Annotated in this window: 11 protein-coding genes and 5 pseudogenes; all 16 read right to left on the bottom strand. The window is 33.0% G+C overall.

Annotated elements, in window-relative coordinates; all coding sequences use genetic code 11:
• Nucleotides 1–9: 9 nt before the first annotated feature.
• Nucleotides 10–474, bottom strand: coding sequence for a hypothetical protein (locus AC1Q8N_RS01245; protein ID WP_098049178.1), 465 nt, complete (start codon nucleotides 472–474; stop codon nucleotides 10–12).
• A 139-nt stretch (nucleotides 475–613) separates the two neighbouring features.
• Nucleotides 614–928: pseudogene (locus AC1Q8N_RS01240) on the bottom strand (immunity protein Imm33 domain-containing protein); the annotation flags it as partial.
• Nucleotides 925–1,767 carry a hypothetical protein gene (locus AC1Q8N_RS01235; RefSeq protein WP_001234187.1) on the bottom strand — a complete coding sequence of 281 codons (843 nt, stop codon included), beginning with the start codon at nucleotides 1,765–1,767 and terminating at the stop codon, nucleotides 925–927. The gene AC1Q8N_RS01235 and the pseudogene AC1Q8N_RS01240, both read right to left, overlap by 4 nt.
• Nucleotides 1,768–1,899: 132 nt before the next feature.
• Nucleotides 1,900–3,147, bottom strand: coding sequence for a PoNi-like cognate immunity protein (locus tag AC1Q8N_RS01230; protein WP_098080293.1), 1,248 nt, complete (start codon nucleotides 3,145–3,147; stop codon nucleotides 1,900–1,902).
• 28 nt (nucleotides 3,148–3,175) lie between these two features.
• Nucleotides 3,176–3,937 (bottom strand): annotated as a pseudogene (locus AC1Q8N_RS01225) (hypothetical protein); the annotation flags it as partial.
• A gap of 319 nt (nucleotides 3,938–4,256) precedes the next feature.
• On the bottom strand, nucleotides 4,257–4,646 hold the full coding sequence (gene cdiI, locus AC1Q8N_RS01220) for a ribonuclease toxin immunity protein CdiI (RefSeq protein ID WP_001087574.1): 390 nt from the start codon (nucleotides 4,644–4,646) through the stop codon (nucleotides 4,257–4,259).
• A 34-nt stretch (nucleotides 4,647–4,680) separates the two neighbouring features.
• Nucleotides 4,681–5,145 (bottom strand): annotated as a pseudogene (locus AC1Q8N_RS01215) (CdiA family toxin C-terminal domain-containing protein); the annotation flags it as partial.
• 54 nt (nucleotides 5,146–5,199) lie between these two features.
• Nucleotides 5,200–6,445 (bottom strand): annotated as a pseudogene (locus AC1Q8N_RS01210) (IS110 family RNA-guided transposase).
• Nucleotides 6,446–6,603: 158 nt separating this feature from the next.
• Nucleotides 6,604–7,386: a recombinase family protein gene (locus AC1Q8N_RS01205; protein WP_048547715.1), complete on the bottom strand. Its 783-nt coding sequence runs from the start codon at nucleotides 7,384–7,386 to the stop codon at nucleotides 6,604–6,606.
• A 582-nt stretch (nucleotides 7,387–7,968) separates the two neighbouring features.
• Nucleotides 7,969–8,466 (bottom strand): SMI1/KNR4 family protein, encoded by a 498-nt coding sequence (locus AC1Q8N_RS01200; RefSeq protein WP_000427919.1) that lies wholly within the window; start codon nucleotides 8,464–8,466, stop codon nucleotides 7,969–7,971.
• Nucleotides 8,467–8,471: 5 nt separating this feature from the next.
• Entirely contained in the window at nucleotides 8,472–9,944 is a 1,473-nt protein-coding gene (locus AC1Q8N_RS01195) for a T7SS effector LXG polymorphic toxin (RefSeq protein WP_098079311.1), read from the bottom strand.
• Nucleotides 9,941–10,285: pseudogene (locus AC1Q8N_RS01190) on the bottom strand (DUF3958 family protein). Before AC1Q8N_RS01190 ends, AC1Q8N_RS01195 begins: the two are co-directional and overlap by 4 nt.
• Before the next feature lie 58 nt (nucleotides 10,286–10,343).
• Entirely contained in the window at nucleotides 10,344–10,619 is a 276-nt protein-coding gene (locus tag AC1Q8N_RS01185; RefSeq protein ID WP_017763328.1) for a TIGR04197 family type VII secretion effector, read from the bottom strand.
• Nucleotides 10,620–10,831: 212 nt separating this feature from the next.
• Nucleotides 10,832–11,125: a putative quinol monooxygenase gene (locus tag AC1Q8N_RS01180; RefSeq protein WP_000583805.1), complete on the bottom strand. Its 294-nt coding sequence runs from the start codon at nucleotides 11,123–11,125 to the stop codon at nucleotides 10,832–10,834.
• Nucleotides 11,126–11,171: 46 nt separating this feature from the next.
• The gene (locus tag AC1Q8N_RS01175) at nucleotides 11,172–11,810 is read right to left on the bottom strand and encodes a nitroreductase family protein (RefSeq protein WP_048547718.1); all 639 of its coding nucleotides are present in this window, start codon (nucleotides 11,808–11,810) and stop codon (nucleotides 11,172–11,174) included.
• Nucleotides 11,811–11,828: 18 nt separating this feature from the next.
• Complete coding sequence (locus AC1Q8N_RS01170; RefSeq protein ID WP_000204172.1) at nucleotides 11,829–12,257, bottom strand: MarR family winged helix-turn-helix transcriptional regulator; 429 nt, start codon at nucleotides 12,255–12,257, stop codon at nucleotides 11,829–11,831.
• Nucleotides 12,258–12,426 lie beyond the last annotated feature (169 nt).

Below are 12,426 nucleotides of genomic sequence, written 5' to 3'. Positions count from 1 at the left end.
ATAAATACATTATCTTTCCTCTCTGCACAAATGAATATAATGACCAAAATCAGGAAACACATCCCATTTATTTTCAGGATCATCATAATTCTCTCGTTCCTCAACTAACCCTCTATTCACATCCACCTTTTCCATTACTGTATAACCATTTTCGTGGAAATTGAAAATCATGCTAGTTTTTTCTTTTTCATTCGTATCATTATATTCCCAATACATAGCTGTTCTTAAGAAAATTCTATTATCATTTATAACTTCAAAATCATAATTTAAATACTTACGAACTAATTCATCATAAAACCCAACTGAAATCCAATCTTTTGTAATATTAATAACATACTTAATCCTTTCACCTTCAATTAACAAGGCCGTATATGGTTCGTTATTTTGATGACACAAATATGCTTTACACTCATCAATCATATTCCAAGGTTTCTTTCTAATATCTGACCACTCGTCACAATAATAAATTTTCATAGTTAATAGTCCCTACCTTATAAACCTCTTAAAAATATACCTCTTTTCTATTTTTTTCATCATATTCTATAAAACAAATACTGTAAGTCAACACTTATAGACTTACCATGATCGTTAATAGTCTCAATTGATATTCACTTCATTTCTTATCTATGTCACCCCAAATATCAACATCACATTCATTTAAAATCACTTTCATTTCGTCCTTCTCAAATACTACTAAATAATTATACGGTAAGGCTAGCACTTAAATAATTTCAGGTTTCATTTTTAATAATTCATGGGCATATATGATTTCCAATTCTCCTGATACTTCTTCATTGTTAGGAGCTATATACCAACCTGAATCACCTTCATCACAACCAATAGATCTTTGTAAAAACACCTCTTCTTGTTGCAACACATTTTTCGCTATCACAATCTTATCGTTAAATTTTATTAATTGTCTCTCTATTTAACTAGTAACGCTTTATATAATCGTTCAGAACGTTTCTCGATTTTATTATTTGCATTTACCATAAATTCAAAAATTCTGCTTTGAACAATTTGATTTTTTTGAATTTCCGATAGTTTGCGAGCCTTTACTTTATTAAATGAATTTGGCAATGGGTATTCAAAACAATGTCCCTTCCATAACTCTAATTTATCATCAATAAAGTCTTGCATATAATAATCTGTTACGAAAGTATCGAAAGAACGGCCTAAAAAACTTTGTAGTGACATTAATGTTAAATCCCAATAATCTCTAGTTGCAATAGCACGCCCAACGTTAAATCCTTTAGGCAATAATGTCATATTTCCTATTGTATGTGTCACTGTAGCAAAACGCATAACATCGGGATGATTATTAATATTTTCATAATGATTAAACACTTTTTCAGACAATAACCATTCATACCTTAACAGCTTTAAGGCATTTTTTTTAATTGATTTAGGCTTTACACCACGATTATTACAGAATGTATTAAAATCATTTTCCCAAAATGACTTATCACTTGATAGCAATAAAAGCCGGTACGTTTGATAAAAAGAATTCATAGTATCTAAATCTACATTGTTCAAGTTTTTATTTACATATATTTTAGAATATATCTCTAAAACAAGATCACATCTATCACAGTCAAATTTTTCTTTTACTCTGTTTAAAATTCTTTCTTGATAATCTTTTTTGTACAAAATAAATTTTTTTACAGGATGTAATTCTTTTTGCACTTCAAATGATGGTGAAAGGTTTTTAATATCAAAGTGAATTACTTCATTTTTATCTAGTTTAATAAAATCTGCCAATCTCAATTCAACAGCCTTCTTTCCCTTTACTTTTTAGTAACTATACGCTCTTTTTTCTCCAACGCATGCATTTTTTTCAATTAACTAGTAAAATGTATTCTAACATTACATATGATGACAACCATTTCAATTTGTTCGTTATAGAACTTCCTCTACATCGACACTCTCAATCTTCACTTCATACATATTTGGGATGTTTGCTTCTTTTGGTACCCATGCATAATAATTTTGATCATTCTCTAACATAAATTGAATTAACTTTGTTTCTGATCCATTCCAGAAATTTTTAAGATTATCAATGTAGTCTTCTAAATCTTCTTTATAGTCCAGTTGTAATATATAATCTCTTACCGTCAGGGCAAACACAATTAAACTTCCTAATAGATTTTTTTGCTCATTTTCTTCTTCATACTCTTGTGATAAGAACCACACTTGACCTATTCCTATCGTTTTTTTGTATTTTTCATAAAAACTACTATCCTCCATATTCTCATAGTCATGAATTAATTCATTGACCAATGAATGCCATCTTGGAGGAATAATATTTACCAATGCAGGATTATGTTCAATTCCTTCTACTATATCCTCTATTTCTTCTGTCTCATCTTCATAGTGATATTCACTTAGGTCTATATGCTTAAATTTCATTTCATTTTTATAATGTGCCAAATCATATGGATAATGATTATTATCTTTTAAACTTGTATCATCAAGTTCCAAAATTTTCGCAAGCGCTGCCGTTTCAAAGCTCCAATACCCCACATATCCAGGTTCTTTATGGGCATTTTTCCATTCATAATCATAATGGCCTTTAAACCATTCTTTCTCCATATACGTTTGCAATCTTTTAGACGCTTCTTTTTTATCTGTTTGTGCAAGTTCTATAATCTCTCTCGTTTTTGCATATGGATTTTCTTTAAAATAAACATTCGTCATTTTTGTGTATCCGATATCACTAGCGCATAAGAGGAAATCGATTACTGCATCGTTCATATTTTCCTTCTCAACTAGCTTAGCTAAACTTACAAGATTCTTTTTCTCCGTCTCTAATAAAATCCCTAGAGATATCATCCAAATTAGATTTAAATATCCAACTTCATTTTCCCCTATATGCCTCAAATCAATAAGAGCGTTGTCAAAATCTCCTTCTATTGTATAGATAGCTTCTCCTAGGGAATATTTTGCGTTAATATCCTCTAACTCATAATTAAAATTTAATAGATACCTTCCTTCTATAAGACTTTTATTATCTTTAGCCTTTCTTTGAATACCATTCCTTTCATCTTCTTCAAAACTTTTAATCTCCTCTCTATTTTCCTCAATAAACTCTTTATTATATTCTATTCCTTCTCTACATTTTTCTTCTATACATAAAGGATCTCTCATACTATTCAATTCCTCCTAGTGCCTTAAATTATGGCCATTCTCCAATTATGTCTCCCTTTGCATCTATTCTAAATGTTTTCACCTTTCCACTACTATCAACCTTTGATAACACTCTCTCAACTTCCTGATCTTGTAATGCTTTCGTAATCTTTGATGCTAATTTTGCATCTCCATCAACTGCCTTCAATATTCTACTTTTTCGGGTCTTCGCACCATTCAACCAATCATTTGACATTTGCCGTCCATCTTTAGTTTTCCCCAATTGTGAACTACCAAACTTAGCTTCATCAATAACATATTTAATATTTGAATTTGGATTTGCATTTTCGTATAATCCATCAATCCCTTTTACTATTTTATCATTTATGCCTGATGGTGTACTTTTTCCGACTGGCTTTAAATCAAATCCAGCTTCTTTTAAACTTTGATTATTCAATAAATTGTCACTAGATTTTATTTCACCATAATTACCTTTTTGCTTATTGGTAGCTGTTTTTGCATCAAAATTATCTACATTTGTGTTTTTGTTACTGCTAGGTTTACCGTTAGCCGCACCTCCACCAGAAGACTGGATTTTTTGAATAGTATCCTTAGTATTTTGAATCGATTTATTCCAAATAAATCCACCATGTACAAAAAGACTTGCCCCAGTAGCTGTTGCTGCTATATCTAATGGAATAACAATTGGTGATGCTAACCCACCAGTTCCTACTTCTGCCACGATAGTTAAGAAATTAGATCCGCCTATGAGCGAGATACCTTCAAACATTTCTACAATGGACCCGGCTATTTAATAATTTTGCCCTGTTTTTTTTAATGTTTTTTGACATTGAAAAACATACTATATAGCATCAATTGAAGCCTATGTGCCTGTGAAATGTGAGGTACGAAAGTGCATTCGCTCAAATAATAATTTTCAATTGAAATCAACAAAAGAGACCTCAAATGTGAAGTCTCTTTTGTTGAGTCTTTTTCATTTATAACTTCCTCTTTACTTATTCAATATCAGACAATCTTCCTTATTGAAATATAATAAAATCCTAATAAAAACGCGTTCTTCAAAAAGTTCTTTTTCTGCCCTACGAATCTAGTAAAATGGCTATAAGATATTACAAATTTAAGCTACGCTTAACTTGCACTAATAAATCCATTAATCCATTTCTTTCTGGATTTTTTTCCACTTCTTTTTTCACATGTTCTTCCAAATAATTATAAAAAGTTTCAAAGTCCAAATACACTTGTTGTTCAGACTCAACAGCTGGAGAATCTAATTCAACTAACACATGCTTATCATCTAAAGGTGTAGGTAGCTGTGACATATCAAATTCATCTAAATCAGACTGAAAATGAACGAATACTATTTCTTGTCCAAACCCCTCTTTTTTTACAAAAAAACTCAAAGCTCTTTCCAAGTACTTACCGTTTATAAAGTTAAAATATATTGACATCAATTCATCATTTTTCTCTTTATCTTCAATAAATTCAAAATTACTATTCATTTTATCCTCCTATAAATATTGTATCTTGATAATATCAGTCTAGAATTGGGAAAAAGTTAGTTATCTCCCCAGCATCATTTAAATAACCTCTGAACTTCAATCCATTTGAAGCAGTACCTTCAACAAGCCTACCATTTATTGTTCCCTTTTGCATCGCTTCTTTTCCCCACTGATATATCTTATCATCACTAATCATTGCTGGATCGTATATTGTTTTAGGCTCCTTAATATTTTTATACGAAACGGGTTCTGCAATATTTCCAGCCATATCTTTTCTAGGTATTTTGTATTCTATCTCATAAATCCCTTCAATTGAAGAATGTGATTTTTTAGATATAATTAATTCTTCTACATCAACACCCTGATTTTTTAAAGCATTGTAAAATTCATCCATGTTATGTCCACCACTAACCCCTTTCTTAGTGCTTATATTCTCAACATTTTTTAAATGATTTTTAGCATTATCTCCAAATTTAAAGTTATTAGCTTTACCCGTACCCTATGTTGTAATCTTAAACTCTCACAATAAAAAAACAAACCATATAAAACCTTATTAAACTACTTCCTTCTCTTGTACTACCGGCAACTCATATGCCGTTTTATGTTTCATCATGCCATATATAATGTTCACCAGTCTTCTCATAATACATACTAATGCCTGTCCTTTTGTTTTTCCCTCTTTTAATTTCTTTTAATTTCTTTTGATAGTATGCATAAAACACTGGACTTCTAGCTAACTTACTTCCTTTCGCCACTTGCACTTGCTGTACTGCTAAATTATAAAATAAAGCGTGTAACGCCCTGTTTCCTTGTTTGCTTTTATGTGTCTTACCTTTTCCGCCAGAACCAAAGTAAACAGGCGCAATCCCCGCGAATCGTGCTAATTTGTTGGCATTTGGAAATTGCCTTACATCCCCAATTTCTGCAATTAATGCTGATGCCGTCACAAGTTCTATTCCCGGCATCGTCTCTAATTGATAATCTAGTAGATTTACTAACCGTTTTAATTCTCTTTTAATGTATTTCATTTCCTTCTTTTTAAACTCAATATCCCGTACAATACTTCTTACTAAAAAGTCTCGTGTTTCTTGATACTCTTTCATTGTTTGTCCATCTTCTTTTACAAGTTTTAATATTTCGCTTGCTTTCTTTACTGAACATGTATTGTTGCTAACATCTAATAAAAAAGCTGTTAATTGCTTTATATTCGCCTCCTCTAAACAAGAGGATAATGGATATTGCTGCCAAAACGCTAATGCTGTTTTCCCATCTAATTCTGAGAAAAACTTTTTATAACTTGGATAATGATGGTTTAATTGAATATGTAGTTGGTTCTTTAATGCACTTTGTGCTTTTACTAATGCATTCCTTCTTGATACTAGTTGTTGTATCGACCAAAATAAATCGTTTGGCTTTGCATCTGGCAATTGATTAAATTTGTTTACCAATATGCGTGCTACACATTCCGCATCCCAACTATCACTTTTTTGTGTCGTCACATGGCTTTTTCGCTCTAAAAATGATAAAGCTGGATTTACTTCTTTCACTACTTGTTTATGATCTACTAAATATTTCGCTAACGCTCTTCCATAACCACCAACATCCTCTAAACCAAATACAACTGATAAACCATCACTCACATATGTCTCTACTTCTAATAAAAACTTCGAAAATGCAGATGGTTTATTATCAAATTGTATTTCTCCTAATTTTTCTTGCCAACAATTAATAATAACAGCCGTATGCTGCTCTTTATGTAAATCTACTCCTACATACAAATAATTCTGCCTATTATGCATAACTCATCCCTCTATTCAATGATTTAGTCATATATAAAAACGTCGGCAACCTTAGTTCGAGCGTTCATCTCCCGATGCGCATAGGTACGCAAGCCTATCCATTTTCATAACTTCATAAGTACATATAGTAAAATGAGCGATTTTTTTAAGTACGACTGTTATATAATTGCTGAATGTTTACCGTTTGTTTGTATTTGCCCGTATGTATATACCCCTCGATAAAAACTCTCTCGGTCTAACATGCGTTTTACTTGTACTTTCGTAAATTGTTTTCCTTTCTCTGTATGATAACCTTCCCTATTCAGTCGTTCTGCCAATTGAGTCAGCGACCAATGTTTAAAAAAGTGTCTTAATTCAAATAGTCTACGCACAACCACTGCTTTCTCCGTATCTACTTCTAACACTTTTTGTCCTTTCTTTACTCTATAACCAAACATCACACCACCACCTGCATATCCACCTTGTTCCGCTTTTTTCTTTCTGCCTCTACTTAGCTTCAATGCAATCTCGAGACGTTGATATTGGTCTAATAGCTCTAACATGCCATTTACTAAAAAATCATTTGGGTCATGTGTGTATATACTGTAATTGGGTTGTTCAATTGCTTTCACATCTACCTTGTATTTCTTTAGCTCTCGTTGTATTAACACTTTTGCCATATCAGAGCGCCATAACCGAGATGTATTGAGTACAATCACGTGCTTCACTTGTTGATATGCCATATCTGACAATAGTTCTTGTAAGCCTTCACGTTCAACTGTTAATCCATTTTCATCAACAGTTGCGCCACTTAGTCCTCTATCTTCATATACATGAAGCAATTGTAAGTTGTTTTCCATACAGTAACGTTCGATTTCTTCTACTTGATACGCTAAGCTGTATCCGTCACGTACTTGTCCTTCTGTTGAAACTCGTACATAACCCACTACTTTCTCTTCCATATTGAGTCCTCTCCCGTTACAGTAATTACAATCTCTGTAACGTTTGCCTGTTTTTTGCGGATAACGTGTGCATAACGTCCATCCGTTAAAACGTACTTTACGATGACTTCAAAACATAACACAATCCTTTATTTTTTCCTCTACTATCGTCATACCCTGTTCATAGCCATTACAATCTATAAAAATTTAATACTTAGCACACTTATAAAATTATAATGTGTCTAATCATTTCTATCCTAAAACGCCAAAAAGCACTTGTTGCCTTTAATTGACAATCAAGTGCTTTAAGTTCATATGTTTTTAAGTAGCATAAATTTGTAAGTTTTGTAGTAACAGTATGACACCTTTTATATGTGGTAACAACTACTACGTTAAAACTTACGAGTTTGTACGAGTTCGTTAGTTTAATATATATTCCATGTGTTTATATTCAGCACCCAGTAAAATGTCATCTCGCCAAAGCTCGTACCTCGTTTTCTTATTCTATCATTGCACATAGTACTCCATGATGGTACAACCATCATAGAGTACATACTTTCAAAAACTCTTTCACTTTCTTATCCCACTTAAAGGCTCTCTTTTTCACTCTTGATCATCATAAGCATCTCCAAGTGATTCAAATTCACTCTTTAGCCAATACCAATATTGTCCATTATTCTTAATAAGTTTTTCAAGTAAGTCAGTGAATGAAGTTGCGATAATTTGCGACTCCCCAACTATTCCATGTCGATCAAAGAAACTATCATAACATCTACCTAGTCTTTCTTCACTAAGATCTATTGTTAAATATTCATCCTTACCATCATTGCATATAATATACCAATTTGATGAAATATCTTCTTCACATAACTCTCCTACAATTACGGGATTAGCCAAAATAAACTCCTCTGGGGTAACAATATGAATAGGATATTCCTCATTTTCAAATAAAGTTAGACCACCACAAAGACTATAAAATTCTTTTAAATCACCTGGTAGCATATGCTTATTCTTATCAATTATCGGTAATTCTGTAGGCTCCTGAACTCGACAATTAGGTAATGATTTTACTTTTTTAATCAACTGATTAATATTTTCCATCTAAATTACTCCCTAAAATTATATTGATTAAAGGCCCTATAATACTCTTGTCTAGCTAAACGTGGTACATTCGCAGCATCAAACATTTTTTCCGTCAATTCTTGTATTTCTTTTGGTGAAACAGATTTCCAATCTACTTTACCTCCAACCTTTTTCCCTGTTTTTTCAAAGAGCCATTGTCTATAAACAGCTTTAGTAGCATTGTGTTGCTCTTTAGTTAAAGCTATAGTTGGAGTATTCGCCCCTCTACTAACATAATCGGGGACATTATGTTTAGCCCATACATCCATAACGCCATGATGATTTTCTAGTGGTGAATTGCTTGGCCTATACGGTACTACATCGTATGGTTCTGTAGTCTTACCCGTACCCTTAGCAACACCCGCACTCCCAGACGTTGCTTTCTTCACATCTCCAACCTTTTTTAAATCATGAAGTTTATCAACTATTTTTACACCTTTCCCATATGGAGTCATCATCCCAACTGCTAGGAGTTTTTCACCATAGGTAGCTTCTGGGTCAAAGAGTGTGAAAAGATCACCAAAGAGAAAATCGAATCCAAACTTCGCCACACCGATTAAAAAAGGATTGAGTACTGGCCTTCTACCACCGACTGGCTGGCCAAAAATGTTATGCTCCATTTCATAATCATCGGTTTCAACTTGGAAATCCTCACCTATATTCCCTTTTATTGTACCATTTTTAATTCCTTCAAGGTATTTTTGTGTCGCTTGTATCTCTTCTTTTGTAAATCTATTATTGATAGATTGATTTTCGCTGCTTATTCCTTCAATGTCGTTATACACATTGTGCTCTAAGTCTACACTTTTTCCAATACCATTATCAGATTTCCGTATTTTCTCTTCTATAATTATTTGAATTTGCTTTGCCCATTCCATATTTAACTTTTCACTATGAAACGTACCACTCACAGGACTAAATCCTTTCCCACTTTGCACTTCAGCGAGTCCGGCTGTGATGCTAGCTGCTAATTGGAGAGCGGTGCTGTAGTTGTTGCTGGATGAATGATTGAATTCATATAAATGCTCTAGTTTTTCTTCCAGTTTTTTTCTCATTGCACCTAATACCGTTACAATTGCACCTACTCCGGGCATTGGTGTAAGTACTTCTATTGCTTCTATACTTGTAATCGATTGATTAATTCCCCTTATTTGTTCTCTTATTTCTTGTTCAATCACATCTGTCGAAGCAACTTTCGCTTGGAACTCATTTGGAAATGCTTCATTTTGGCGAATTAATTCTTCACATAAGCATATGATTCCTTGCGCTAATGGCCGAAATGTTTGGACAAGGTAGGATTTTGCACTACTGTATGTTTGTCCTTGTAATACTGTATCTATCGCAAAGGCATCAATAGATTGAATCGCTTGTTCCATACTTTGAATCGTAGCATTACATATAGCGTTCATACTTTGAGTTTGACTTTGTACTTCTCCCAAATACATGTTTAAACTCATGTATTGGCCTCCCTTTGTAGTTGCTGCTGTTCATAGGAAAGGTCGTTTTCTTTCTCACTGAGATGCCGTTTTTCTTTAAGCAACGTCTCTTTTTCATTTTCTAATTCGAATGTAAGTTTTCTTTCATACTGTCCGATTTCTTGCCGCATATTCGTAAAAAGGTGAAACACTTCTTTGTCGCCGTGCCAAGTTTCTAGTATTCGGTTAAATAAACGATTGCTTCTATTTTTCCATTCATGAAAACTAACCTCAGCTCGTTCTTAATTTTGCAGCGCCATTCGGTTTTTATTTTGTTCTTCAAATATAATTCGTAATTTTTGATTACATTGACTGATTCTCATTTCAATTTCTTAAGTCATCTTTTCTCCCTACCTTTTCCCCTTTACGTAGGCTGTTACATTATTGAAAAGTCTTTTGAAGTCCGGTATCCATTTTCTCAAATTCATTTGCTACGGAATGGATATTATCAATTGTTTGTTGAAAAGCAGTACAAAATTGTTTCGTGATCTGTAAATTTTGTTGATTTGCTTCTTGTGCTTTAAAGTTCACAGATAGTGTCGTACGCGTTGCCTTATTTATAGAGCGACTAGTAGCACTTTGCATTCTATCTGAAGCAGTTCTCATTTTCGTTGCAAGTTGTGTTGCCGTATGCAAATTACTTTGAAATTCTCCCATTACTTACTCCCCTCTACCTTTTATTTACAAGAAAATTATACCACGGAAAAATATCCCAATAAACCGAATGTTCGAATTTAACATACAATTCACCACAGTTACTGAGGATAAGAGCAACACTTATCTATCAACATAACTGAGTCCAAAATGGATTCTACTTATACAAAAAAGATGACTTCAGCCATATGCTAAAGTCATCTTTTTCTACCTTATTATTTTACTAATTCTCCATTATAAGCTTTTATATTAAGCGGAGCAGTTAAAAATTGTGCTGCTTTACTAACGAAAGATGTGAAGTGTTCACTCGTATTATGGCTCGCAACTGCTGCTTCATCTTTCCATACTTCTACCATCGTATAAACACTTTCTTTTTCTGTATCTTTATATAAGTCATAAGATACATTTCCACTTTCTTCTCTTGAACCATGAATGAGTGGCTGAATTTCTTCTAAAAATGCTTGTTGTTTTGCTGGGTCTACTTGAAATATTGCGTGAATAATAATCATGGTGTTTCCCCTTTCATATTCCATATATTTCTATGACCTAATTAGATTACTTCCACTCAGCAACTTTTTCAATTGGAAGACGTACTGATTGGTAACCACTGTCAGCAGCTTTTCCGATTGAAATTAGCATTACTGGTACGTAGCGTTCTTTATCTAGTCCAAATGCTTCTGCGATTTGGTCTTTTTCAAATCCACCAATTGGGCAAGTGTCATAGCCGTGAGCACGAGCTGCTAGCATAAATTGCATCGCTACAAGACCACCGTCAATTAATACCGTATCTTTCATTACTTCTGGTGTAACCATTGAGAAGTAACCTGAAAGTTTTTTCATTTGATCTTCTTTTACTTCAGCTGGCATTAAACCACGTTCTACTGCTGTACCGTAAATTTCTTCTGCGTTATCAAAATTGTTTAAGTCACCAAACACAGCGATCATTGCTGAAGATGTTTCTACTTGAGATTGATTGAATTTCGCAAGTGGCGCAAGTGTTGCTTTTGCTTCGTCACTTTCAATTACTACGAATCTCCATGGTTGCATGTTTACTGAAGATGGTGCAAGTGTTGCTTCTGTAAGAATTTCTGTCATTTCTTCTTTGCTAATTTTTACTGTTGGGTCGTACTTACGAATTGAACGACGTCCTGTTAAAATTTCGTTAAAATCATTTGTTTTTACTGAGTTAGTCATAGTTGTATTCTCCCTTTTTTATAATTCTTTTATATTTTCTTGAATGTGATTTAACATATTTAAAAGATTATCGCGTTCTTCCTCACTTAATCCTTTAAATGCAGATGCTGCAAAACGTTCTTTTTCCTCTTGAAACGCTTGAATTTTATTTCGTCCCTCTTCAGTAAGAGAAACTAACGTAATTCTGTTATCATCTGGATTTTTACGTCTTACAATCATTTCATTGGCCTCAAGCTGCTTTAAATGCCTTGTTATCGCAGCATTATCAATATTCACTTCTTGTTGAAGTGCTTTTTGACTAATTTCACCTACTTCATATAACTGAAGTATAAGCTCTAATCGAGACTGGCTCATACCCGTACACCCTTCAAATTTCGAACTTACTTCTTTATTTAGAAAGTGTAATTTATATAAAATAATCGCTTCTTTTGAGCATGAACTTGTCAAATTAACCCTCCTTTACAATCAAAATAAAAACATTTGATGTATCAATAGTTGATATATCAATTAATATAATCTATATCGATTTAGAATGCAAGCATTTTGTTTTCATTTTATTTTTTCCAAATTAAGGCGCTTTGTAGCGTTACAAATAATGTTAATTGCACTATAATAA

Source organism: Bacillus sp. GW823-FHT06B01 (assembly GCF_058952315.1).
The sequence above is the reverse complement of the archived record's forward strand: the minus strand, read 5'-3'. Positions and strand labels throughout refer to the sequence as shown.

Coding starts and splice junctions, on each gene's coding strand:
- AC1Q8N_RS01245 (WP_098049178.1), bottom strand. CDS start 474: ATGAAAATTTATTATTGTGACGAGTGGTCAGATATTAGAAAGAAACCT.
- AC1Q8N_RS01230 (WP_098080293.1), bottom strand. CDS start 3,147: ATGAGAGATCCTTTATGTATAGAAGAAAAATGTAGAGAAGGAATAGAA.
- cdiI (WP_001087574.1), bottom strand. CDS start 4,646: ATGAATAGTAATTTTGAATTTATTGAAGATAAAGAGAAAAATGATGAA.
- AC1Q8N_RS01205 (WP_048547715.1), bottom strand. CDS start 7,386: ATGGAAGAGAAAGTAGTGGGTTATGTACGAGTTTCAACAGAAGGACAA.
- AC1Q8N_RS01200 (WP_000427919.1), bottom strand. CDS start 8,466: ATGGAAAATATTAATCAGTTGATTAAAAAAGTAAAATCATTACCTAAT.
- AC1Q8N_RS01195 (WP_098079311.1), bottom strand. CDS start 9,944: ATGAGTTTAAACATGTATTTGGGAGAAGTACAAAGTCAAACTCAAAGT.
- AC1Q8N_RS01185 (WP_017763328.1), bottom strand. CDS start 10,619: ATGGGAGAATTTCAAAGTAATTTGCATACGGCAACACAACTTGCAACG.
- AC1Q8N_RS01180 (WP_000583805.1), bottom strand. CDS start 11,125: ATGATTATTATTCACGCAATATTTCAAGTAGACCCAGCAAAACAACAA.
- AC1Q8N_RS01175 (WP_048547718.1), bottom strand. CDS start 11,810: ATGACTAACTCAGTAAAAACAAATGATTTTAACGAAATTTTAACAGGA.